A 23,386-nucleotide genomic window follows, 5' to 3' on the forward strand; every position below is an offset into this window, starting at 1 on the left:
ATCAATAAATAAATTAAAATCATCTATTATTCTATTCTCACCAGACATAACTAAGATAAAATCCGCAGCTCGAATAATTAGAATTTAACAAATTGGAGAAGTTGATTATGGCTACTAATACGGCTGACATATTAAAACTACTAAGCGATACAAGATTTTTTAATAGTTCTAGACAAACAAGTGTGGTCTTTTCTAATGGCTCATCTATAACATTTAACGAAACTCGCTCTACTAACCTATTAGAAATCGATGGGCATCGCTATTCTTTAGATGACCCTAATGCAGTAGTTAATATGTCACAATCAACGCGTGAGACTTTTTGGAGCATTTGTTCTGATAAAGCCAAAGACTCTGAATTATACCGCACATATGCTCGCGCAATTTTATTAAAAAGTAATATTTCTTTAGATAGATTTAATTCTGAAAAAGTAAAATTAGCTATCATAAATAATGCTTCTGATTTTGCTAAATTAATAACCTCTTGCAAGCAATATGGCCATGCAGATGCTTTACAAGACTTGCAAAATTGGGAAGAAGACCAATTGGTAACGCTTGTAAAAAAAGCAAGTAACATTAAAGAATTAGTAAAAATTTTTAATCTATTAGGATATAAATCGCCGCTTACTACTTTAAAAAATATAGAACCCACTTATTTAAATATTTTATTAGAAAATGCTTACAATGCAGGTGAATGCTTAAAAGGATTGATAAAAATCGGTTATCAAGATGCCCTGGCATTACTGCTTTCAATGGAGACACCTAAATTAACTAATATTCTTAATAATTATTATAACTCTCTAGAAGTTATAAAAGGCTTTGCGAAATTAGGGTATCAAAATGCATTTAATAAATTTATAGCTCTTACCCCTGAGCAGAATAATTTGCTTATAAATAACTATTATAATTGCTTTGAAGTAATGAAGTCTTTATTAAAGCTAGGTCATAGAGATCCATTTATAACTTTCTTTTCTATAGACCCACAAAACCGTCAACTAATAATAGATAATCACTATAATTCATTTGAACTTATTCATTTCTTCCAGAAAATAAATTATTCAAACCCATTACAAACATTTTTCGATTTGGATCCTACTACTCGTCATTTATATCTTAACAATACTTATGCGGCTAAAGAAATCATGCTGGCCTCATATAAACAAGGTAAGAGCGACCCCCTTTCTTATTTAAAGAAATTAGGTAATGATGCATTCATCACTATGGCCAATTCTCAATATGAATACGTATCTCGGATTCAGCGTGGCGTAAATTTAGAACTCGAATTCTTACCAACTGTTTTAGTCAATAATGAATTTAGCTCTTCATTAAAAGCTTTTCTTGAACTAATTAAAAAACGAGAGTCAAATACATCTTTATTAGCAGAACTTAATGTTGATGAAAAACAATTAGAGCAATTTAAAGATTCATATACTCAGAAACTTGTTAATAAACCCGTTAGGTTAGAAGGTGACTTATTTGATTTAGATACCTTGCTTAATTTAAAAGTAGATAAAAAGGGTTATCGAACTAATCCTTTAACGCAAGAAAAATTCTTGTTAAGTGACTTACAGCCAGCTAAAGATGTTCACCGAAAATTAAGTGAATTAATTGAAAATGCACAGCTGGAGCAATCAAGGGAGCGGAGTTTATATACTCTTTAATAATTAAAATTATAATTGAACTAATTTTTACATGAGCTTCTTATTAAAGAAGCTCTAATTTTATAACTACTTGTTCTGGCATTTTAGTTAACCTAAAATTGTTAATTTAATAATTTTAGCTGCTAATTAAATTTAAGCATATACATCATCTGCATCGTCAATCATTGACTTAAAGGACAGAAACCTTTTTCCACTTTTCCACTACCATGTTCTAATTCTTCAATTGCTTCGCGAGATATTTTATTAGGTAACTTTAATTCAAAAGGCATACCTCCATACAATACAATTTGAGCATAAAATGCATTAATTGCTTGAGAAGGATTTATACCTAACATCTTTAAAATATTTTCTGCTTCCTCTCTAAGGTTGCTATCAACTCTTACTTGAACAATTTTCGTAGTCATAGTTAACGTGCAAATTTATTTTAATTAATTTAATTGTAGTTAAGTACACCTATGATTATAAATGTTTTGTCCCTTTAGAAAACGAATACCATATACTATCCGGTATTTCCGAATAGTTCGAAAAGCAAATTAATACCTAATTTTTATAAAAAGAGGTAAATATTACTTACTGCTTGGAAAGGTAAACGTCAGAACCTTAATAAAACTGAAAGTCCTTGTAATGTTTCGATTCCATCTCTATCATCAAATAGTAACTTTCAAATAATATTCTTTGTAGTTTAACTTCAATTTCATTCGAGATTAATACAATTTCTTGTGTAATTTTATTACATAATTCTTCTAAATCTTCAACAAAATTAGAATCACTTTTAATAATGTACTTGAAAAATGAGTTTAGTGCTTTCAATGCCTGGTTGTTGATCTGGGTGTTGGGGTGGTTATTTTTCTTTCATACACCCTCCAATTTAAAATAAATATAAACAAGATGAAGTAAATTTCACTTCATCTTGTTTTACTAATTTTTCTTAATTAATCTTTTTTAGTTTAATTGATTTTTACTTACGATAAAACATAGAGGATAGCAAGAACCCTACAGTACCAGCTATTAATAAATAAGGCACAGGTCTTCTGCCAAATTGCAAATTATTAGGTAAATTTTCTATTGAATAGCGACCTGCATGCTCTTGATGAGGAACATTATGCTTGTCTTCCATCGTATTTTGTTTCATGCGGTTGTGGTCTTGTTCTTGATATACATGGACTACTTTTATTTCTTTTTGTCGAAACACAGAAGATAGCAAAAATCCTAAACCGCTAGCCATTAATAAGAAAGGAAGCGGCTTTTCACTAACTTTCTGTAGGGCGGTGTCAGAATAGTCTTTAATAGTATCTTGAGCCTCACTGATTTTATCACGGCTACCATAAAATGATTCATTAACTTGGTCTTTAATGCGGCTAAGTAAAGGTTTTTGACCGAAATACTTGTGGGGTAAATTTTTCATTAAACGATCTTTCATCGATTCTTGATGTAAATGAGCCTTTTTATCCTTTTTTTGGTGCAACATAGAAGATAGCAAAAATCCTATAGCACTAGTTGCTAATAAATAAGGCATAGGCCTTGCAACAAATTTTTCTACGGCTGTATTAGAATAGTCTTTAATAGTATGCTGAGTATCACTTACTTTATCACGGCTGTCGTGAAATAACTCAATAAATCGCTGTTTAGCCCGTTTATACCAAGGCTTTTGGCTGAATTGTTTGTGATGTAAATTTTCTGCTGAGTAATGTTCTACTTGCTCATGCTCAGGTGTATCATGCCAATCTCCCATTGGATTGGGTTTAATTTGCCCTCGCTTTTGATCTTGATGTAAATGATCCATTTTTCATCTCCTTTCCCTAAATATGGTTAACTTGATTGTTAGCTACCTTATTTAAGGATAGACTCAAAATAAATTATGGCAAATCAATGCCTTTATGCACAAACTCATAATTGTTCAAAACCAGAAAACGATAAACTATGATGTTTTCTAGTAGAAGGGCTCACTTATCTAATTTTAACCTAGATGGACATTTATTTTCCTTTTTTCCCCTCCCCATTTGTCCCAGTTGATATTTTTTAAAATGGGACAGCTTTTAACCTGTGTTTATGTGGATGTCCCGCTTGTCCCAAATGTCCCAAATGTCCCAGTAATTTTTACGATTAACGTTAAGTTATTTAAATTAATTAAGGACAATCAACGGTTAGAACTTTCTTTAAATAGACTTTATTTAGCTGCGGTTGCAGAATTAGTGATATGTTGTGTATACTTGTTAATATCTACATTGTTGATACATTAGGCGTAAAAATGAAAATACATACAAAAATTCAAAAATGGGGTAATGGTTTAGCCTTACGTATCAGTGGCCCAATGCGTGAAATACCTCACTTTAAAGAGGGAACTGAGGTTGATGTTGAAATTACTGAAGAAGGCTTTACGGTAGTTAAATCAACAAAAAGAAAACACTTTCCCTTTAAAGAAGCTGATCTTATCAAGGGATTATCTGCAGAAACTGCCCATGCCGATTTGCTTGCTACACTTAACCCTAAAGAAGTTGAGCAATAATGACAAAAACATACATCCCAGAAAGAAATCACATTATCTGGCTCGACTTTGAGCCAACTAAAGGAAAAGAAATAGGCAAGTATCGCCCTACTTTGGTGTTATCGTCAAAAGAATACAATCAAGCAACTGGACTAATTATTTGCTGTCCCATAAGCACCAGCATTCGAGGTGGCAGTACTGAAGTGCCAGTTAATAATCTTAAGGAGCCCTCTGTTGTTGCTGCGAATCTCATTCAAACGCTTTCATGGAAAGATAGAAAAGCAAAACTTATCGTAGATGCCGAGCCTAGAGTAATGGAGGAAGTTTTATATCGTATTATTCCTCTAATTGGTGCCGATAGGCTTTTTCAGGATCCAAACTGACAAGCAATTAGAGCAAATATAGCAAGACTACGCTGGCTAAAGGTAATCAGCAGTTAAAAGCTCTTTTAGATAGTCCTTAGCCGCTCAAATTATCAATTAAAAGTACAAAAATCGTCCAGTTTTCCAGATAAGATTATTGTTCGTTATTAAAATGTAGGTGATCATTTGTAGAACTAATAGTTTATTTGTTAGAATATATTTATTTAAATGAATGGGCGTTCGATGTTTTTTAAAGCTACAAGGGCAATTAGCCAGCAATTAAATAAAAATTTAACTTTTTCTCTAGCTAGATCATATAGTAATCAAAGTAAGGCTGAGAGTATTCGGGTTAGTGCTATCGATCATGATGGCTGTTTTGGGCTTCCGAATATTCTGCCAGCTGATGTCGCAACGGCTCACGCTTCAACAATTGAGCATTTAAAAAATCTAGACGAGTCTAGAGTTCACTATGTAACTAGTAGCTCAAACAGGCAAAGTATCCGTCTTGACAGTATAAATGCTCTTTATAACCAAAATAACTTAGCTTTTCCCATTGCTCGTGCCCTAGCAAAAACAATGGGTGCCTGGTTTGATCCCTTGTTATTGGCAGATATTAATGCTAATCGTAAGCCAGGATTTACTATTAATAGTGCTATTAACAATTTATTAGCAAAAGGTGTTAATCCACTAATTGAACGTGTTAGTGATGAAGATTTAACAGCTCTTATTAATTGTAGTCAGAGTAGTTTCATTTTTTCAGAGGATAAAGTAAATATTGTATATGCTCAAATGCATCGTATTGCGCTTTTACATCCGAAAAGCCCTATTCAATACAACGTTTATGACGACTTGCATCAACAAGTCTTACAGCCGCTAAGCCAATTCTATAATAAATATCCAATGCTTATTCCGAAAAATGTTAAATTAAGTATTTATTATTTTAATACAGCTTGCGAAGTTTCAAGGTATGAAAGAAATTTACCTTCTCTGTTTCACACAATAAATGGCCAAGGTTTAATAGATAGTCATTACTATACAACTGTCAATGCGATGGGAGAAATTGCCAAGCAAGAGGAAGGAGCTACACTTTCTAAATATTATATGCATAAGTATATGACACCCAGCCGAATTGAGGCTTTTGGAAAGAGTAAAGAAAATGGCCAGTCTAAAATGATAGGCAAAGCAGTTTTCTTTAAAAAAGAAGGCTTGCTTGAAAAAGTTGAAACAGATATTTTATTAAATCAGTCAAAGATAATAAGTCTAAATTAGGAAGCAAGCGTAGGCTACGCTTGCTACCATTTTTTTCTTTGTGGCATAATCCAACGCTTTTTCTCTTCTTTATCCTCGCCTTTTATCGTTTTATCTAGAGTACTATTTGAATGATTTCCGCTGGCTGCATTATTCTTAGCCATAACATTAATAAAAGATGCTGAACATTCCGAAGCATTAGCTTTATTACCCTGTGTCAATGCATCTATTTCTGTTTTAGCTTCTGGTACAATATTTAAAATGGCCTGAAGAGACCTCTCATTTGAATTTTTAACAAGAATATCTAATAGTGAGTGACCATCCTCATTTTTTGTTTGAAGGGCTTTTAACCTCATTTCTTTTGGTAGACTTTCCAGAGTAAATACTATGCCTTCAGGAGACTCACGTAGCATGGCCATATTATGAAGTATTGTGTTGCCATTAAGACGATCCTTTGCATTAATTGCTTGTAATCTATCTTCCGGAGGAATAAGTGATAAAGCTTCTTTAAGGGAAGCAAAATTATCACTCTTATCAGCCAAGAGGTGAATTAAAGGATCACCATTACAATTTACCTCCTTAATCACCGCTAATCTATGTTTTGGGTCAATTAGATTTAGAATCTCTAATAAACGTCTATTATCATTGGGATCTCTTGCAGCAATATGTAACAAGGAATTTTTATCTTGATTTTTCTCAGTCACTACTTTTAAAAGTTCTTCTTTTGATAAAGGCTGTAAATATTTTTTTATAGCTTTTAAGCCTTCATCTATATCCCGCACTATTGTATATAAGATCAAACACTGATTATACTTATTTTGATCTCTAGCAGAATCTAAATTAATTTCCAAAATCTCATTAGCTATATGATCATTAAGAATTTTTGTTATTTGTTGTGCTGCCCTTTTCACGCACATGCCTTTATCTATTTTTGATAAAATATCACCTATTGACACTTGATCATTTCGTACATTAATGCTTAACCCTAAAATTTTATTTTTTAATTCATTATCAGATAATCCATCTATAAGTTCTTTAAATTCAATAATTGCAATTAAAGCATTGGATGTTCCCTCAGTCAGTTTATAGGCTAAATTTGCAATTGCTTCTTTAGAATTAAGTGCCCTATGCTGTAACTCACTACTCTTTTCTATAATCCTAACCATAACAATAACCTCGGAAAACTTCATATTAACTTAGAATAATTATAGTTTGCTTGGCAAAATTTAGCGCATATAAGGCGTTTAATAAATTTCTACGTCATTACTAAAGGTACTCACCGTAGTATGAAACCCATTCAATGGTGTGCTTAGGGCTTTAGAAACTTAGAAAATTATCGAAATCGGTTAGGTACTTTGTTGTTAGGCACTCATGTTTCCGTGAAATGGGAAACACCTAATAACCTAAAAATACTTTAATATATTTTTTTATCTACTTTGATTTAAAATCTTGTGTTGAAAATTCGAAACGCAAAACAAAAATGAAAATTGAAATTCGTAACTTATTGATTTTACTATGCCGTTGAGCGGAATCGAACCGCTGACCTATTGATTACGAGTTACAAAATTGAGTATTTTATGTACTTCGACATTCTTTTAAATTATTTTAAAAACCTTTTATTTACAACGAGCAATCCTTATAATAAGTTATAAGTTCTTTTAACAAATTTTAAACAATTCTTCGACATATATTCGACACGCCTTCGACACGTATTCGACACGCTTAGGAAAATTTAAATGAAGATCACTAAATCAGTTGTAGATAAATTGCCCATCCCCTTAAGCACCCAAAATGGAAAGTCCGCACAAAAACGTTATTACGACGACAATATGAAAGGGTTTGGCGTGCGAGTGACTTCAGGCGGCACGAAAGCATTTTTTGTCGAAAAGATTATTAAGAATAAACTGAGTCGTATCACCTTAGGACGTTATCCAGAATTAACCGTTGAGATGGCCCGTAAAGAAGCTCAAAAGCTCCTTGGCCAAATTGCCATGGGCTTTGACCCTGTTGCGCAAAAGAAAACCTCTAAGATGCGAGAAATCACTCTACAGGAAGTATTTAATGATTACCTCCAAGCCCGAAAGTCCTTAAAGCAAAGCACCCTTATCAATTACAAACAAATCCTAACCAAAGGCTTCTCAAGCTGGATGAATAAACCCCTGATTTCGATTACCAAAGACAAAATTGCTAAACACCACCAAAAATTAGGCGATGCTCACGGTGAAGCCTACGCTAATTTGGCCATGCGCGTTTTACGTGCCTTATTTAATTTTGCAAGTGGACAATATGAAGACGCTGAAGGTAAATCACTTATTCCCGAAAACCCAGTGAGACGTTTATCACAAACTCGCGCTTGGTATCGCATAGAACGACGCCAAACCCTTATCAAGTCACACGAGTTAGCCCCTTGGTATAATGCCCTAGAGCAACTCCAAAATAAGACACTTCGTGATTATCTGTTATTAATTCTATTTACTGGCTTACGCCGTCAAGAAGCAGCCACGTTGACATGGGATCAAATTGATTTAAAGGCAAAGACATTAATCATTCACGACACAAAGAACCGCGACAACCACACCCTTCCCCTTTCTGATTTTCTATATAATTTAATGCAAGCGCGATACGACAGTCGCATTAACAATTACGTATTCCCAGGAGCAGGCGCTGCTGGCCATATTATTGAACCTCGCAGACAAATGACTAAAGTCACCGAACTAACAGGCATTCAATTTACAGTACACGATTTAAGAAGAACGTTTATTACTATTGCAGAAAGCTTAGATATTCCAGCCTATGCACTTAAGCGTTTACTGAATCATAAAATGACGAGTGATGTTACTGCGGGTTATATTATTGCCGATGTAGAGCGGTTGAGAAAACCAATGCAATTAATTACCGATTATATTTTAAAGTGTATGGGAGTCGTTAAATCGGCTGATATTATTGCCCTGCAACCTAAAGAGAAAAAATTAAATGACTGATTTAACTAACCAACATTCAGAACTACTTGCTGCAATTCGAACTACATTAAATGAAGCAAGATCTCAGTTACAAACTACGGTTAACCATACAATGGTTCAAGCCTATTGGAACGTAGGACGCTTAATTATTGAACATGAGCAACAAGGGCAAAAACGCGCTGAGTACGGACAACAGCAACTAAAATCACTTTCTAAACAACTCAAAGGTGAGTTTGGCAAAGGCTTTGATGAACGTAATTTAAGAAATATGCGTGCATTTTATTTAGCTTACCCAAAATGGAACGCAGTGCGTTCCGAATTGACCTGGACGCATTATAGAGTGTTGTTAAGGGTAGAAAACCTAAAAGCTAGAGATTGGTATTTACAAGAGTGTATAGAACAAAATTGGAGTGCACGTGCATTAGAAAGGCAAATCAGTACATTATACTTTGAGAGATTGCTGTCTAGTAAGGATAAACAACCGGTAATTGTTGAAGCTGAAGGACATATCCAAGAGCTACAAACAAATCCAAAACACTATTTACGTGATCCCTATATTCTAGATTTTCTCAACTTACCTCATGCTCCACTTTTAGAAAACACCATAGAGCAAGCTCTAATTAATAACTTACAGCAATTCTTATTAGAACTAGGAAAAGGTTTTGCCTTTGTTGCCCGTCAACAACGATTAAGCACTGAGGATCAAGATTTCTACATCGATTTAGTTTTTTATAATTTTAAACTTAAATGCTTTTTATTAATTGATTTAAAATTAGGTAAACTCACTCATCAAGATGTTGGCCAAATGGATACCTATGTCAGAATTTACGACCAACACCGTAAAGGCTCTGACGACAATCCTACCATCGGTCTAATTCTCTGCAGCCAAAAAAGTGAAGCGGTCGCTAAATATTCTGTGTTAACTGACAGCAAACAACTCTTTGCTTCTAAGTACCTACCTTACTTACCAACAGAGGAAGAATTACGGTTTGAACTAGAACGTGAACGTGCTGCCTTAAGTCAATTACCTAATAGCAAAGAAGGGGAAATTTAGTTCGTTTTTTCGCCACATACAACGTATGTATATTGCGCCCTTAGAAAAATGATTTTCTGCGGGATAACAAAGATTGGCAATATAGTTAACTAATTAACAAGAAGAAAAATAGTTAGAATTCAGCTTAAGACATTTAGTTGCGGTCAATTTCGTTTTAGAACTTACTAGCAATATAAACCAAATGCTCAGTTATCAAGGAATCCTTGACAACTGATACTAGGTAAAAAAATATTAGGGAACTTAAAGTAATTACTGAAATAATTCTGAATGTGAACCTATACGAGCTAACCTTAACAATTTTAGCTGGTCATCAATTTTGTATATAAGTAACCAATCTGGCGAGATATGGCATTCTCTATACCCTTTCCAATTACCTGAAAGAGAATGATCACAATTTTAGGCGGTAACGGCTCTAACTTTTGTAATAGCTCTACAATTTCTTGTAATAAGCCCAGTTCTTTGCGCTGCTTGATAATTTTTTTAAGATCTCTTTTAAACTGTGATGAACGAACTATTTCAAGCATGCGTATCCTCATCCAAATCGTCAATCATTGACTTAAAGGATGAGAAAGTCTTGCCGCCGCCACTTTCTAACTCTTCAATTGCTTCACGAGATAGTTTATTTGGCAGTTTAAGTTCAAAAGGTAAACCTCTACATAAAACAATCTGTGCGTAAAAGGCATTGATTGCCTGTGAAGGAGTGATACCAAGCATCTTTAAAATCCCTTCACCTGCATCTTTGAGATCACTATCAACTCTTGCTTGCACCGTTTTCGTTGTCATGACTTTAACACCATATGTAGTATTATCCAACATAATTGTAGTTAAATATAACTACAAATTCAATTATTTTTGATATGATAAGTTAAAAAAATTAAACAATCCGGAATTTCCAAATACTTCCATTAAGCTTTTTTTATCAAGTTTTCTATAATTAGATTACACTCTTAAAATAAAAGGGAGGAATAACCTTGCAAACATTTTTGCGCTCCCTCTATCTTATTGGTAGATGCCAAAAGCAACTACTTTGCTCTTGTTGAGGGTGTATGGAAAATATAGTGAGAGAGCGTTCGGAGAATGTTCGGCGCGAGCCTAAGTTGAAGCTCATTTGAAGATGCATATTATGTGATGCTTTACAGCAACTGGTAGTGGTGCTACTAGGTCATATAAGTCGTAAGATCAATTGAGCAATTTTCCTTAGTAACTTCAGAACATCTAAATCCTGAATATGTTTTTCATTAAATGGAATACATCATGAAAAATGAAGGGCAATTAAAATATCTTGTTGAAAATGCCTTAGATTTTTTACAAAGAGCCTTTGAAGATATTAATGGGGATCCGAAATACGCTTATATACACTTTTGGTCGGGAGTAGAGTTATTCTTAAAAGCTCGTATCATTATGGAGCATTGGTCATTAATTATAAAAGGACAGCCTAATTTAGAAAAATACCTTATCGGAGATTTTTGCTCCAAAAATTTTGACGAGATGTGCGATGTTTTAGAGAAAGTAATATCAGCGCCTATAGATAAGGATCATAAACAGATATTAAATGATATCAAGAATCAAAGAAATAAATGGGTTCATTTTAGTAACAATTTATCAGAAAGAGATAATGCAAAACTCATCTCTGATCAAATGCATGGCTGGTATATTCTAAATCTTTATTTAAATAAAAAATGGCACCTTAATTTCTATAACTTCACTTCTAAAATAAAAACTGTATATGAACAAATAGAAAAAAAGTATCAGCCCTATCAGGAACTTGTTTACAAGGAGTATATTAAGAATGAATTGGTAAATTTACTAAAAAAAGATAAATTTAATACTCGCTTATTCAGATGCTCCAACTGTAGTTTCTGCAGCTCAACAAGGCCAAGGTATCAAGATAAATTAATTTATGAAAGTTCATGCAAATTATGTGGCTATGAGTCTATAAACTTATTTTACACTTGTGAAAAATGTCAAAGTGTTAATCAATTTTCCGAGCTTCATTGTGCTTGCAAAAAGTGCAATGAAAAATATTCATGGATCAAATTAATATTAAAAATTAAAGTCTATAAGTTGGAAGAGCACTCAGATGTCCACTGTTATTGTGGATCTAACAAATTAATTGAATATGATAACCAATTTTTCTGTTTTGAATGCCGTAAAGCCTTTACTGAAGACGATATAAACGAATGCTCATTTTGTCAAAGCCTAGGCCCTGAAAATATGGAAGATGGATGCTATCATTGCCTTCATTACGAGCCTGATTGGGAATTGCTCTATCCTAGAAACTAGATTTTTATGACTAGCTTGCGTCACTGCACATATATGCAGTGACGCAGCATTTTTCAACCAATATAAGCCAGTCATTATCTAGCTCAGAAAGCCCTCTGTCCTAACGCGACAAATAAGATAGGACAAGAAATCCCTGGCAAACCCCTTGTTTCAAGATCTGCACTTTGCTACTTTTCTAAATGAAGTATGACTGATGAGCCGGTGGAAATCCGGCGAAACGCTTAAGCGTCTTATACTAAAACCATGCTTATTCCCTAACCTCATGGTTGGACGTTTAGTCGGGAAACCTTCAAGGAACTCTATTGTTCGATAGAGCTAAATCATTGTTCACTATGAAATGGATGGCGGATAAAGCGCTTTTGTTTTATCTAATCTTTTTACATACATTGCTAGGAGAAAGACCACCAAAAAAACTTAGTTATGGCCACATCGTTTGCCTTATAACGATTGCTTTGCCCCCTACTTCGAGCTTTACGGCTTTGCCGAGTTTCACCAGCGAGTGAGCTGCTCGACCAACACTAAACAGCATTCAGGGCAAACACTTATTTAAAATACCTTTGCAGGTGAACTATGCGCACACAATCATTGAGACAATTCGCTAATCAGCAAATAAAATTAGACAGGCGAGGTAAATATCTTTATCGCAAGCATCGTGCTTATATCATTCATAAAATGATTGATGATTTATTTGCTATTCGGCAAGTACCACCCACCTGGCAAGCACTAAGCACGCAACATATTACCGAACTAGTTTCTTATTGGAAAAAACGCAAGATTAATCCAGTGACAATCATGCGCTATATGACAATCATTCGTCGCTTCTTGGCCATGTGTGAGTGTCCTGTTGGTAATATTGATAACAAAGCGCTTAATTTAATACGTCCTATTAAACGCAAAAAACGTAAGTTAAATATTAAAGCAGATATATGGCAATCAATTACCGATCCATACGCTCGAATTATTATGGCATTGCAAACTGAGTTTGGTTTAACCTTTCGAGAAGCCATTACAATAAAACCGCACATCCAGGTTCAAGATAATCATTTTTGGATTACTCGAGATATTGCGTTTAACTCGAGCGACCGACATATCCCTTATCGAACAACAACTCAACGCTTGCTTGTAGATTTTTTTAATCAGTTAACTGGCAGGCATGATAGCCTCATAAAAATAATGCCCTATGAAGAAATCCGCTTAAGATGGCGCAGCGCTTTAGCCAAACATCGCCTATCTAGCGCTAAAAGCTGGCGCTATTTGTATGCGCAGCAAATGTATGCAAGCTTGCTGGCTGAGCATGGTAACTATAGAACTTGCTTGTTGATACAAGATGAGATGGGAATAAAATCGCGTAACACGTTATGGTTATATCTTAAGGATGTAAAATCGGCTGGGGCAACTGGGACACTTGGGACAGCGCATTAAGACTAGGCTTACGCTGTCCCAAATTGTCCCAAGAATTAAAATTTATGGGACAATTTTTTTATTTAATAATTTACTCACCGCCCCAGATTTTATCAGTGAATTTATAAACTCTGGGCGTACCTACCCCTCTAATTCTTGGTTTATGAGTAGGCAGTCCATCGGCTGCAGGTTTTAACCAGCCTTCATTCATCAGTACGCGAACAACCATTCTGGGGTCAAAGCCAAGGCACAACTCTTTTTTAAAGACTTCCGTTAAGACCATATAAACACGATAGCCTTCATCGTCAGTTGAATAAAATCCAGCACGATTTAGAACACGTTCGTTATTTGGTGTTCTTACATTATCAAAGCGACTTGCGCCATGTGATTCAAAAAAAGCTCGCACTTGCGCGATTATTGCTCTGTCTTCCCGATTACCTTCGCTGCCGAACGCGTCTAACCAAACGTTAAAACACTTTTGAGCTGCAGAAAGTGATTCGCCTTTTTCCCAACCGGTTAATCCATAATGACTAGCTAACTCACCGGCAATGGCCACTAAAGCAAAACGTCGTGCTACTCGTATAATCTGACCAGTCGCATTTGCTATAGCAAGCTTGTTTATAAATTCCTGTATTAAACCATTTATCTTGCTTGCAATAGCTTGGCGATTAGTAACTACTTTTTTTAACCACTCCAGGCCAACTGCGCCGTAATACTTGCCAGAATATTCCTTTAAGGATAGTGCCATTGTAGCGGGGCTTAACTGATTATGAATATTTTCAAAGATGCCCATATTAAACCCAGCATCTGCTTCAATATCTGCCAAGCGAATTTCCTGGCCAACATTGGTTCGCTGCCCTATTCTTGCCATTAAAGATATGAGGGATTCTTCACCAGCTGATAGAAAAAACAGTGACCAACGAGAAGCGGGCTTTGCTATTCCCTGCCGAGTAGCTCTTGTTTTTCCTTGACCATTGGCAAGTAAATAAGCCGCTTCTCCTGCTTCTTTGGGATCCATTTGGCTTAATTCGTCTAAAATTAACAACCCATCATTGTGAAGTGCAGCTAATCCTTCAAGACCATTCGCAGTGCTGCGCCATAAACGGCAATACGCTTGCGGATTGCCCCAAACAGAAGCTGATACTTTTAAAGCGGTGCTTTTGCCACACGAAGAAGCACCTCGGAAATGAAATCCACCCGAATCTTCACCCGCGATCGTTGCTAATGTTGGTGCAAAGGCCGTTGAAATAGCAAAAACCAGGCGTGAGTTTCCAGCAGAAAGCGCACCAATAGTGTTTCGCCAATCCTCAACGCTACCTGATACAGACATCGCCGATTCAATGGCATTAGTATTTTGAAAGACAATTCTTTCTGACGAATTGCCTATTGCTTGCGATGCCGTGATAAAGGTTTCGCCATGCCAACCTAATTTATCAACGCAACGTGCCCTCGCCTCCACTGGAAACACTTGTAGATAGGTAGCTAGCAAATCCCGAGCAATTTTATTCGGTGAGATAGATAAGCCAAGGTTAGCCAACTCCCGCCTTACTTCAGAGGAATCCCCTTGTAATAGCGATAATGGCATTGCCCATTGATGGATAATGCCATCATCATCCTGCCATTCCAGTAAACGTCCCCACTCACCACTTTTAGCATCTCGAGTTTTAGCGATGACATAGAGCGGTGAACAGATCCAGCGTGGTGCCATTGGGTTACCATCTTTATCATTGCCAAGGAAAGAGATACCCTTTTCCGTTAACTTAAAGTGGCCACCAGCGTACTCACAAATGACAGAGGAACTACCCGCTTTATTTTTGATATTAATAATTTGATTTTGACTCATGACTCTTTCTCCAACAGCGTTCATGAAAGGCACAATTTCCGTAGACATCATCCCCTTCTTGAACAAAAATCTATTTTTATGGAATTTATTCGTTAACCAGCGCTAGGCTTCGCCCTTCATCACTAGTCGAACAATAGACTCGTTGCTGCTCTAGAAAAGCTAAAACATCACTTTTGCGATATAAAACCTTGCGGCCGATTTTAAGATAGGGAATGCCAGTGCCTGCCCAACGATTACGCTCTAAAAGTTGAGTAGAGCAACTTAAAACAGCAGCTAACGTTTTTTGATTAAATAAGGAAGAGTTCGGTGCAGATTCAAATTCGTTTAAGAGTTGTAAACGAGAAAGTTTAGTATTAGACATGGATAACCTCGTCAAATGATGATCAATCAGCTTAATGCCGTCCACCAGCGTCCATGCTGTTTGAAAACCAGTTGACTCTTTATTACATAAATGCGGTAAAAGAGACTGGGGATTCTTTGATATTATCCTAAAAGCTTAATTATTAACGGTAATTAAGGCTTTCTCAAAGTCCGTAGAAATTATTGATCCAGATTAGAATGAGTGTCAAGCACTTTAAAGGTGGTGATCTTAAATACACCTAGTTGATATTGTTTGCTAGTGAAAAAATTTTTTCGCCACGAATTGTCCCATTTGTCCCAACTGATATTTTTTAAAATGGGACAGTTGTAACCTGTGTTTATGCGGGTGTCCCGCTTGTCCCAAATGTCCCAGTGATTTTAATGAGACTTAGAAACCCATTACCCTTTTAGGTGCACCGTACTAATATTATTTTTTAGTGGAATGTTGTTCATTTTTTTATATTGTTCATTTTTGATGAACTTAATATAATTATGAACAAACCAATCTTAGTTTAATGCCGCGTAACACAATCAAATTTCTGAAGATTAATAGATATTTATATGCAGGAGGAGGCCAACCTATACCTGTTAAGGAATACAATATAGTTAAAATTCTAGCTCTAGTAATAGTTAAATCAGAAATTATATAAAAGTTGGGCTATTTTTAACATAGGCCTACCTAAACTAAAGAAATATGGATATAGAAGGTTTAATTGAGCAAATATATGATGATAGAACTAAGGAGTATTTTCACGAGTCATATTTAGCTTACCAAAATGGGCACTATAGATCAGCCATAGTATCTCTATGGAATATAGTAATTTCTGACATTTTTTTTAAACTTGAAAAATTAACGCACATTTATAATGATACGAAAGCTCAAGCTATTTTAGAGAAATATATAAAATCTTCAGAAGATGAGAGGAGCATAGCATGGGAAGCAAATTTAGTCCGCGAGGTTTGTAAAGCTACTTACTTCATTGAGGTAGTTGATCTTGAGCGCTTGCTACATCTTCAAAAATTAAGACATCTTGCAGCTCATCCTGTTATGATTGAGCACTCTTTATTAGAAAAAAACCTGTTTAAACCAACTAAGTCAGAAACTCGCTCTCAGCTAGAAAATGTCTTAATTGGCCTTTTGATAAAGCCTCCTATTTATACAAAGAAAATTTTTGATGATTTTGTTACTGACCTATCTATGAATTCCAGTCATCTTAATGATAATCAAGTACTAAAAAATTACATGGAATCAAAATTTTTCTCTCATTTAAATCAAAATATGGAATTGGATTTATATAAGAGTTTATGGAAAGTTACTTTTTTTATAGAAAATGAAAATTGCCATTTAAACAGAAAAATTAACTTCTCTGCGTTATCAATTATGACTCAAAGAAATAAAAATTTACTTAAGGATTATATATTAAAAAATGCCGATTATTTTAGTCGAATTTCGATGCAAGATGAGATTTTGGAATTATTTACAAAATATATGGCAACCTATGGATTTATTTATTCTCAGTTAACAAATGACTTAAGAATAATTCTTAAAAAGATATTATCTTCTAAGGGTTATGGAATTAGATTAGGCTGGTTCCTAAATGAAAGCACAGATAAATTTCTTAACAATTTAATTATAGAATATACTAAAAATTTTCTTCTAGCCGATTTTAAAAAAGAAGAATTAGAGATACTCGAGTTTATTGAAGATAGTCAAGAATGGTCAAATAAATTTTATGATTTTTTAATTCTTTATTACGGAAAATCGAATAGTTATTCAAGTGCCGATTCACGTTTTAATATTGCAATAAAACCTTATTTAAATAAATTTAGATTAGATCAAATGAATAAAATAGTCGAATACATAAATTCAAATAATCAAATTTATCATAGCTTTAATACAATTTACTTCACTCCTTATATAAAAACCCGCATAGATGAATTAGACACATCTTTTGACTTCTCAAAATATCCAAACTTTCACTTACCCAAACCGTAAGATAAGAAATTTATTTAAAACAGGCCAAGTATTGCTGCATGCACACTAATAAGGATTTTGAGGTGAACGTTGGGTAAAAGCCCAATCAACTTTTGCTAATTTATTTTTTTTATATAATCAAAAAGGTAAAATATTATTTTATTATATTCATCAAGAACGTAATAACCTTTTGATATAACTTTAATAACTTTTCCATGGACTATACTATTTTCCTTATCAGCTTGGATATATATATTTTTATTTTGCTGTATAGAAGCTAATTTTGCACTACAGTTTCCAAGTAGAAAAAAATATAAGCAAAATATAGGGATATATGTGATTAAAAAATTAATAAATATAGGTACCTTAATCCGAATAGTATAATAATAAAAAACCCATTGAGTAAATATCAACCATGAAACTGAAAAAGCTACTAATATCTCATAATCAGACAGTGCGATATTTGCTGAGGTTAAATACCAAAAAGAGAAACAGAACATTGTTATAATAAAGTAGAAATACATTACAGGAGGAAAGAAAAACCATTTTATAATAGAGCCATGCAATTGCATCAACTCTTCGGGTTTTTTACCTTTAAAAACCCTATAAAAAAGCAGAAAATAAGCTATACTAAGAAAAGCAGCTAAAATCATTATGCTTGACCAAGATAATATTATTCCAATAACATCATTAATTGCATAGGGAACATTAGCTATCGGAATCTTAAAATAAGAAAAATAACCCCATTCAAAAAACCCAGAAGCAATAATAGAAAATAGTAAAAAAACAATTAGCCATTTATTTGAATATTTAAATAAATGATAAATATATTTGTTCTCCCTATTTAAAGTTATACATAAAAATTTAGTTTTATATTGACTATTTATATCCTTAATTATTTTACTGATTCTTGAATAATCCTTTATCTCCAAATTAACTAAATCTTCACCCAATGACTTTAATTTTTTATAGTTAATAATAGAAGTTAATTTCTCGAGGTGAATCCTTTCTTTATTATTAAAGAAAGCAAAAGTATTCATCTGTAACTTTGCAAATAGGTAACCAATTTGATAGCGTAATTTTTGTATATATTTATAGTTTTCTTCTTCTAATAAATCTGCTTGAATTTTTTCCATTCTTTCAATGTCATATTTACTTAGAGTTTTTGGCAAAGGCCTAATTTCTAAAAAATAATTTGATATGCTATAAATAAAAAGATTCTCGTTAGCATCAATATTATTTGCTTCTAACCTATATTTAGTACGAATTAGTATTGAAAGGCTTTCACGTAGCTTCTCTAGATCCTTGTGATATTGCCTAAGAAATTTAATATAGATAAATAAATATAGTTTCCAAAATATTTTTCCTATCCATAGTCCTATAGAGTCCACGATTATCCTTTTAAGAGTTCTACTTTCGCCAATTAGATATAAACTTCTTTAAGTTTAGCTCAGCTTATTTGCTCTCTAAAATGGAAAGTATAAAAGAAAGTAAATATTAGGATTAAATAAATACCCGTATAGTCAATCTAAAATCTTTAATAGAACTAGGAGGAATTAAAAAAAATGCTTTAAGAATAGCCTTCAAACTTCGACACATATTCGACACGCAAATCAAAAATGAAGGTTGAAATTCGTAAGTTATTGATTTTACTATGCCGTTGAGCGGAATCGAACCGCTGACCTATTGATTACGAGTCAATCGCTCTACCAACTGAGCTACAACGGCGGTTTTCAAAGTATATACTTGGGTGTTTGGGCGAGCAAGTTTGACCTAGAGTTTCTCTTTGGCTCTATGCTTTTTTATTAACTTAAATAAGCGTCTAATGACCAGCTGCCAGCGCCTACTATTAATAAGTAACAGCATCCCATTAACATGGCCCAGTCTGATCTGGATTCATGTAAGAAACTCCATACGCCATATCGGTTTACTTCGCGTACCTGAAAAATTCCCCATTGGCCGCCAAAACAAATAGGAATTTTGGTAGTGATTAGCGAAATAATCATTAGAATAATAAGAGGAATACAAGCAATGCGGGTAAATAAACCTAGGAGGATTAATAAGCCGCAGATTAATTCAAGCCAGCCTACTAAAGGCCCTAGTAGTTGAGGAAAAGGTAGGCCTAGGGCTTTAAAGCGACCGGCGCCAAACAACTCGGGAAAAATTAATTTCTGAATGCCTTCAGGGAAGAAAACTAACCCGACTGCTAAACGAATAAAAATGACCCAAGGAGAGGCTGTGGTACTAAATATGTCCTGAAATAAACTGTGCTCCATGCTAAATTCCTTTTTATTAATCCCAGACAATCTTCTAAATTAACAGCACCACTTTAAAATAAACCAGCCTCTTTAACTAGCCTTTTGTTGCAGCACCACACCTAAACTCCAATCGGCACTTTGTTCAGAAGGTAGATAATTGAGAGGCTGCCCGGATTGAATGCCATAGCCGTCAACGATCAAAGCATAATAGTAGGCTGGGAAGAGGCAGTAGCCATATAAATAATCATTATTGGAGTACTGAGCACTAAGATCTGGCCACTCTTGCTGACACACTAGTGAATTAGCTTGATCAAGAAGTTCCTGGCTTGAAAAATGGTTCTCTGCAAAATTAAAAGGCGGGCTTTTTGCTAATGCTTCTAAGCCACCAGCTACGTACCAATCCGTGATAGAACTCGCATTTAAAATAGGTTGAATGGCTTTATTAACATGATGAACACCATTCATTAAAGCAGAGACTTCACTTTCACATTGATAAGCATCCCCTTGCGCTAACTCACCAGTAGGTAATTCATAATCTTTAATAAAGCAGCTATTGGTATCTAGGAATTGATGCGTTACTTCAGTCTGACCTAAGCCTAAAAAGCTATGCACAAAGATTTTAAAATGCTGGCCATATAAATCAATATTCTTAACGTCTTTTGAATCAATTGCCTGATCGTCTGTGACAGGAAAAGCAATTTCTACAGATGCTCCCCCCATATCCATATAGCCTGCAGGTTTTGCAGTAGCATTTGCTAACTTATTTAATCGATAATTAAGAGCAAGCCAGCCATAAAGGCCTTCGTCATTACCACTAATTGTTTTTGCAGAAGCCAGTTGCCAATTTGCATTTGATTGAAACCAATTATTAACTAATGAATAAAATTTTTGTTGTTGCGCTTGTGGTAGAAGACGCATGCCTGCTGTGGCATAAAAGTAAACTGGGTAAGCTTGGCCCGGCGTTCCTGAAAATAAAGTGGTTAGATAGGCATCTATAGTTGCTGTATTAGGCTCAATGGTTGCCAAGCCTGGTTTAACTTTCTTGCTATAGCGTTCTGTAATCTTAACTGGCGAATTAGTTTCATCTAAGTCATAAGAGTAAAGATGTAAGCGAGACCCGGTACTTCCTGCATCAATAACCACGACACATTTTTGTTGCTCACAGCCATTTGAAGGAACGGCAAAAAGCGCTGAAGTATAAAGAAGACTTGTCAAACAAAGAGTTACAGATAAACGCATGGATAAGGCACCTAAATCTTTAGTGCTCGTATAGTACATAATGAACATTTTAATGTCAATATTAAAAGGTCAAATTGATTAATTGGCACGAACATCTTGTTTATAACATTTAGGTATTATCTGTTGTTTTTGTGGATTAAAGTCGATAGTTATCATACCACAATCGATAGTACTTAAAATGTTGCTATTGTAGCGCGATAACGTGGTAAGTGTTTGTTGATGTGGAAAATGAAAGCGATTATCAAAACCTGCAGAAATAAGAGCAAACTTTGGCGCTACAAGTTTAATAAAATTTTGTGTTGATGATGTCTTACTACCATGATGCGCCACAATCAAAACATCAGAAGCGAGTTGTTGAGTAAAATGGGTCATCAAATAATTTTCAGCTTCCTTTTCAATATCGCCAGTTAATAAGGCACTACCACTAGGTGTAGTTATTTTTAATACACAAGAAGAATTATTTTTACTTCGCGAAGACAATTGAATAGGTAGAAAACGAAAATCTATACCATCCCACTGCCAAGCTGGGTAATGATGACAATTATCGCCTCGATGATAAAATTTAGGATTATCGACAAGTAAATCGACTTGACCGTATTTTTCTTCCAAGGTAGGCAGGCCGCCACGATGATCTAAGTCAGAATGACTAATAACAATCTTATCGATTTTTTTAATACCGAGAGTATTAAGATAAGGAATAATAGCCATTTGTGCCATATCGCCTCCTTGATAAAATTTCATACCTGTATCATATAAAAGCACATGCTTAGCCGTACTAATCACAATGGCCAATCCCTGCCCTACATCTAACACATCAAGCCGAGCTTGATTAAATTTAACTTCTGAGTATTTAGGAAATAATCCTGCGCCTAATAATATTCCTGCCCCAATCATTAATTTTTTTAAAGGAAGAAAAAAGAAAATCGCAATAGCCGTAACTAAGGCAAGTAAAATTGAAAAATCAAGCACAGGAAAATTTAAATTAAGAAAGGTTAATTGATCTACCCAATGTAAAAAAATCAATAATCCTCTAATTAAATAGTCAGCCGGCCATAAAACCCAAGACTCTGCAATCCACTGGCTTAGTATTAAACTTAACAAGGACACAGGCACGATAAGGTAACCAACGACAGGAATTGCAATTAAATTGGCTAACAGCCCATTGACAGCGCCATAAGAGAACCAAAAAAGCGTAAAGGGCAGCAAACCAATTAAGCAAGCAACTTGGAGGGCAACTATTTTCTTAAATCCTCGATAGCCAATACGTTGGCTAGAAGTAATTAAAATGGCTACTGCCATAAAGGATAAGTAAAAACCCGGCAGCAATACTGCATGAGGTTCAATCATTAAAATAACTAATAAGGCATAACGCCAGGCTTGCCAGCTTGAATAATAACGCTTAGCAAAATAGCGTAGCATTAACACTGCACAAGCAATGATTGCTCTTTGAGCAGGAATAGCAAAACCTGACAACAGTGCATAGCAAAAAGCCATCACTAAACCACCTAAACTCGCTGCTTGCATGGCAGGCCGATATAGACATAAATAGCTAATTTGACGCCAAAGCCAATAAATTACGTTATAAAAGAGAGTAGCGACTAAATAAATATGTGCGCCTGAAATAACCATTAAATGAGTTGTACCGGTGTGGCGAAATAACTCCCACTGTGTTTTACTAATCTGATTGGTTAGTCCTAAGGTTAACGCTTCTATAATTCCCAAAGATGCGTTTTCAGGCAAAAGGATAGCTAATTTGCTTGCGAGATACTCACGAAAGACAAGAACGCTACTTAAACTGCCCTCTCGCAGTAATTGCTGATCTTTTTTTAAATAGCCTATCCAATGAATATGATCTGCTGATAAACGCTCACGAAAAAGAAAATGGCCTGGATTGCCTAAATTTTCAGGACGTTTTAATTTAGCTTGCAACTGCCATATTTGACCATTTTTAAACGTTGGGCAATGATTAAAGCAAGTTAATAAGATAGTTGCTTTAACAGGTTTATGATTTAATTGTTGTAAGCGAAATTGAAATTGGGTTTTAAATTCAGTCACGGTTGGAATAGAAATAATCTTGCCTGCTAAGGTTGCTTGCTCAATAATTTTTGTATCTGGCATACCTTTATCGGCTACCCACCAATAATGAATAAAACTCCAAATAATTCCTAAAAAAAACCAATAAGTAAGGCGCCATGGCGCTTGTAAAAAAAAGGCAATTAAAATGAATAAGACAGGGTAGCCTGATTTTATATAAACCAAA

General features: G+C 34.6%; 21 protein-coding genes and 1 tRNA gene. 9 read left to right on the top strand and 13 right to left on the bottom strand.

What is annotated here, in order from left to right:
• The first annotated feature begins 107 nt into the window (after window positions 1–107).
• Window positions 108–1,658 carry a hypothetical protein gene (locus tag ACQUW5_RS06160; RefSeq protein WP_444990345.1) on the top strand — a complete coding sequence of 517 codons (1,551 nt, stop codon included), beginning with the start codon at window positions 108–110 and terminating at the stop codon, window positions 1,656–1,658.
• 161 nt (window positions 1,659–1,819) lie between these two features.
• On the opposite strand, the gene ACQUW5_RS06165 is transcribed toward ACQUW5_RS06160, so the two are convergent.
• Both ACQUW5_RS06165 and ACQUW5_RS06170 read right to left on the bottom strand, forming a co-directional pair.
• Window positions 1,820–2,062 carry a type II toxin-antitoxin system RelB/DinJ family antitoxin gene (locus ACQUW5_RS06165; protein ID WP_444990346.1) on the bottom strand — a complete coding sequence of 81 codons (243 nt, stop codon included), beginning with the start codon at window positions 2,060–2,062 and terminating at the stop codon, window positions 1,820–1,822.
• A 554-nt stretch (window positions 2,063–2,616) separates the two neighbouring features.
• On the bottom strand, window positions 2,617–3,441 hold the full coding sequence (locus ACQUW5_RS06170) for a hypothetical protein (RefSeq protein ID WP_444990347.1): 825 nt from the start codon (window positions 3,439–3,441) through the stop codon (window positions 2,617–2,619).
• Window positions 3,442–3,906: 465 nt separating this feature from the next.
• On the opposite strand from ACQUW5_RS06170, the gene ACQUW5_RS06175 reads away from it, so the two are divergent.
• The 3 genes from ACQUW5_RS06175 (at window position 3,907) to ACQUW5_RS06185 (ending at window position 5,774) form a co-directional block, all read left to right on the top strand.
• Complete coding sequence (locus ACQUW5_RS06175) at window positions 3,907–4,164, top strand: AbrB/MazE/SpoVT family DNA-binding domain-containing protein (RefSeq protein ID WP_444990348.1); 258 nt, start codon at window positions 3,907–3,909, stop codon at window positions 4,162–4,164.
• Window positions 4,164–4,526 (top strand): type II toxin-antitoxin system PemK/MazF family toxin, encoded by a 363-nt coding sequence (locus tag ACQUW5_RS06180; RefSeq protein ID WP_444990349.1) that lies wholly within the window; start codon window positions 4,164–4,166, stop codon window positions 4,524–4,526. Before ACQUW5_RS06175 ends, ACQUW5_RS06180 begins: the two co-directional genes overlap by 1 nt.
• Window positions 4,527–4,748: 222 nt before the next feature.
• The gene (locus ACQUW5_RS06185; protein ID WP_444990350.1) at window positions 4,749–5,774 is read left to right on the top strand and encodes a hypothetical protein; all 1,026 of its coding nucleotides are present in this window, start codon (window positions 4,749–4,751) and stop codon (window positions 5,772–5,774) included.
• Between the two features lie 23 nt (window positions 5,775–5,797).
• Here ACQUW5_RS06185 and ACQUW5_RS06190 read toward each other — a convergent pair whose 3' ends face one another.
• Window positions 5,798–6,919: a hypothetical protein gene (locus tag ACQUW5_RS06190; RefSeq protein ID WP_444990351.1), complete on the bottom strand. Its 1,122-nt coding sequence runs from the start codon at window positions 6,917–6,919 to the stop codon at window positions 5,798–5,800.
• Window positions 6,920–7,489: 570 nt separating this feature from the next.
• On the opposite strand from ACQUW5_RS06190, the gene ACQUW5_RS06195 reads away from it, so the two are divergent.
• Together ACQUW5_RS06195 and ACQUW5_RS06200 are read left to right on the top strand one after the other, a co-directional pair.
• Complete coding sequence (locus tag ACQUW5_RS06195) at window positions 7,490–8,734, top strand: tyrosine-type recombinase/integrase (protein WP_444990352.1); 1,245 nt, start codon at window positions 7,490–7,492, stop codon at window positions 8,732–8,734.
• Entirely contained in the window at window positions 8,727–9,767 is a 1,041-nt protein-coding gene (locus tag ACQUW5_RS06200; protein WP_444990353.1) for a PDDEXK nuclease domain-containing protein, read from the top strand. Before ACQUW5_RS06195 ends, ACQUW5_RS06200 begins: the two co-directional genes overlap by 8 nt.
• A 249-nt stretch (window positions 9,768–10,016) precedes the next feature.
• Here the strand turns inward: ACQUW5_RS06200 and ACQUW5_RS06205 are convergent, their stop codons facing one another.
• Genes ACQUW5_RS06205 through ACQUW5_RS06215 form a run of 3 tightly spaced genes read right to left on the bottom strand, consistent with a single transcriptional unit; the run spans window position 10,017 to window position 10,550 of the window.
• On the bottom strand, window positions 10,017–10,112 hold the full coding sequence (locus tag ACQUW5_RS06205; RefSeq protein WP_444990492.1) for a type II toxin-antitoxin system mRNA interferase toxin, RelE/StbE family: 96 nt from the start codon (window positions 10,110–10,112) through the stop codon (window positions 10,017–10,019).
• On the bottom strand, window positions 10,067–10,291 hold the full coding sequence (locus ACQUW5_RS06210; protein WP_444990354.1) for a type II toxin-antitoxin system RelE/ParE family toxin: 225 nt from the start codon (window positions 10,289–10,291) through the stop codon (window positions 10,067–10,069). The genes ACQUW5_RS06205 and ACQUW5_RS06210 overlap by 46 nt, the downstream gene beginning before the upstream one ends.
• Window positions 10,284–10,550: a type II toxin-antitoxin system RelB/DinJ family antitoxin gene (locus ACQUW5_RS06215; RefSeq protein WP_444990355.1), complete on the bottom strand. Its 267-nt coding sequence runs from the start codon at window positions 10,548–10,550 to the stop codon at window positions 10,284–10,286. Before ACQUW5_RS06215 ends, ACQUW5_RS06210 begins: the two co-directional genes overlap by 8 nt.
• Before the next feature lie 471 nt (window positions 10,551–11,021).
• Between ACQUW5_RS06215 and ACQUW5_RS06220 the strand changes: the two genes are divergently transcribed.
• Both ACQUW5_RS06220 and ACQUW5_RS06225 read left to right on the top strand, forming a co-directional pair.
• Complete coding sequence (locus ACQUW5_RS06220; RefSeq protein ID WP_444990356.1) at window positions 11,022–12,050, top strand: hypothetical protein; 1,029 nt, start codon at window positions 11,022–11,024, stop codon at window positions 12,048–12,050.
• A 570-nt stretch (window positions 12,051–12,620) separates the two neighbouring features.
• On the top strand, window positions 12,621–13,472 hold the full coding sequence (locus ACQUW5_RS06225) for a site-specific integrase (protein ID WP_444990357.1): 852 nt from the start codon (window positions 12,621–12,623) through the stop codon (window positions 13,470–13,472).
• A gap of 70 nt (window positions 13,473–13,542) precedes the next feature.
• On the opposite strand, the gene ACQUW5_RS06230 is transcribed toward ACQUW5_RS06225, so the two are convergent.
• Together ACQUW5_RS06230 and ACQUW5_RS06235 are read right to left on the bottom strand one after the other, a co-directional pair.
• The gene (locus tag ACQUW5_RS06230; RefSeq protein ID WP_444990493.1) at window positions 13,543–15,294 is read right to left on the bottom strand and encodes a DUF927 domain-containing protein; all 1,752 of its coding nucleotides are present in this window, start codon (window positions 15,292–15,294) and stop codon (window positions 13,543–13,545) included.
• Between the two features lie 85 nt (window positions 15,295–15,379).
• Window positions 15,380–15,655, bottom strand: coding sequence for a helix-turn-helix domain-containing protein (locus tag ACQUW5_RS06235; RefSeq protein WP_444990358.1), 276 nt, complete (start codon window positions 15,653–15,655; stop codon window positions 15,380–15,382).
• 693 nt (window positions 15,656–16,348) lie between these two features.
• Between ACQUW5_RS06235 and ACQUW5_RS06240 the strand changes: the two genes are divergently transcribed.
• A complete protein-coding gene (locus ACQUW5_RS06240; RefSeq protein WP_444990359.1) occupies window positions 16,349–17,650 on the top strand; it encodes a hypothetical protein in 1,302 nt (433 codons plus the stop codon).
• A gap of 95 nt (window positions 17,651–17,745) precedes the next feature.
• Here the strand turns inward: ACQUW5_RS06240 and ACQUW5_RS06245 are convergent, their stop codons facing one another.
• From ACQUW5_RS06245 to ACQUW5_RS06265, 5 genes are all read right to left on the bottom strand, one after another.
• Window positions 17,746–19,020, bottom strand: coding sequence for a hypothetical protein (locus ACQUW5_RS06245; protein WP_444990360.1), 1,275 nt, complete (start codon window positions 19,018–19,020; stop codon window positions 17,746–17,748).
• Between the two features lie 264 nt (window positions 19,021–19,284).
• A tRNA-Thr gene (locus tag ACQUW5_RS06250) sits at window positions 19,285–19,357 on the bottom strand.
• Window positions 19,358–19,434: 77 nt separating this feature from the next.
• Window positions 19,435–19,905 (bottom strand): DoxX family protein, encoded by a 471-nt coding sequence (locus ACQUW5_RS06255; RefSeq protein WP_444990361.1) that lies wholly within the window; start codon window positions 19,903–19,905, stop codon window positions 19,435–19,437.
• Window positions 19,906–19,977: 72 nt separating this feature from the next.
• Window positions 19,978–21,165, bottom strand: coding sequence for a multidrug DMT transporter permease (locus ACQUW5_RS06260; protein ID WP_444990362.1), 1,188 nt, complete (start codon window positions 21,163–21,165; stop codon window positions 19,978–19,980).
• Window positions 21,166–21,204: 39 nt separating this feature from the next.
• Window positions 21,205–23,385, bottom strand: a complete 2,181-nt coding sequence (locus ACQUW5_RS06265) for a DNA internalization-related competence protein ComEC/Rec2 (RefSeq protein WP_444990363.1) — start codon at window positions 23,383–23,385, stop codon at window positions 21,205–21,207.
• Window position 23,386 lies beyond the last annotated feature (1 nt).

The sequence above is a fragment of the Legionella pelazae genome, assembly GCF_052527395.1.

Excerpts from the sequence above, each read along its gene's own strand:
- ACQUW5_RS06160 (WP_444990345.1), top strand. The coding sequence starts at position 108 with ATGGCTACTAATACGGCTGACATATTAAAACTACTAAGCGATACAAGA.
- ACQUW5_RS06165 (WP_444990346.1), bottom strand. The coding sequence starts at position 2,062 with ATGACTACGAAAATTGTTCAAGTAAGAGTTGATAGCAACCTTAGAGAG.
- ACQUW5_RS06170 (WP_444990347.1), bottom strand. The coding sequence starts at position 3,441 with ATGGATCATTTACATCAAGATCAAAAGCGAGGGCAAATTAAACCCAAT.
- ACQUW5_RS06175 (WP_444990348.1), top strand. The coding sequence starts at position 3,907 with ATGAAAATACATACAAAAATTCAAAAATGGGGTAATGGTTTAGCCTTA.
- ACQUW5_RS06180 (WP_444990349.1), top strand. The coding sequence starts at position 4,164 with ATGACAAAAACATACATCCCAGAAAGAAATCACATTATCTGGCTCGAC.
- ACQUW5_RS06185 (WP_444990350.1), top strand. The coding sequence starts at position 4,749 with ATGTTTTTTAAAGCTACAAGGGCAATTAGCCAGCAATTAAATAAAAAT.
- ACQUW5_RS06190 (WP_444990351.1), bottom strand. The coding sequence starts at position 6,919 with ATGGTTAGGATTATAGAAAAGAGTAGTGAGTTACAGCATAGGGCACTT.
- ACQUW5_RS06195 (WP_444990352.1), top strand. The coding sequence starts at position 7,490 with ATGAAGATCACTAAATCAGTTGTAGATAAATTGCCCATCCCCTTAAGC.
- ACQUW5_RS06200 (WP_444990353.1), top strand. The coding sequence starts at position 8,727 with ATGACTGATTTAACTAACCAACATTCAGAACTACTTGCTGCAATTCGA.
- ACQUW5_RS06210 (WP_444990354.1), bottom strand. The coding sequence starts at position 10,291 with ATGCTTGAAATAGTTCGTTCATCACAGTTTAAAAGAGATCTTAAAAAA.
- ACQUW5_RS06215 (WP_444990355.1), bottom strand. The coding sequence starts at position 10,550 with ATGACAACGAAAACGGTGCAAGCAAGAGTTGATAGTGATCTCAAAGAT.
- ACQUW5_RS06220 (WP_444990356.1), top strand. The coding sequence starts at position 11,022 with ATGAAAAATGAAGGGCAATTAAAATATCTTGTTGAAAATGCCTTAGAT.
- ACQUW5_RS06225 (WP_444990357.1), top strand. The coding sequence starts at position 12,621 with ATGCGCACACAATCATTGAGACAATTCGCTAATCAGCAAATAAAATTA.
- ACQUW5_RS06230 (WP_444990493.1), bottom strand. The coding sequence starts at position 15,294 with ATGAGTCAAAATCAAATTATTAATATCAAAAATAAAGCGGGTAGTTCC.
- ACQUW5_RS06235 (WP_444990358.1), bottom strand. The coding sequence starts at position 15,655 with ATGTCTAATACTAAACTTTCTCGTTTACAACTCTTAAACGAATTTGAA.
- ACQUW5_RS06240 (WP_444990359.1), top strand. The coding sequence starts at position 16,349 with ATGGATATAGAAGGTTTAATTGAGCAAATATATGATGATAGAACTAAG.
- ACQUW5_RS06255 (WP_444990361.1), bottom strand. The coding sequence starts at position 19,905 with ATGGAGCACAGTTTATTTCAGGACATATTTAGTACCACAGCCTCTCCT.
- ACQUW5_RS06260 (WP_444990362.1), bottom strand. The coding sequence starts at position 21,165 with ATGTACTATACGAGCACTAAAGATTTAGGTGCCTTATCCATGCGTTTA.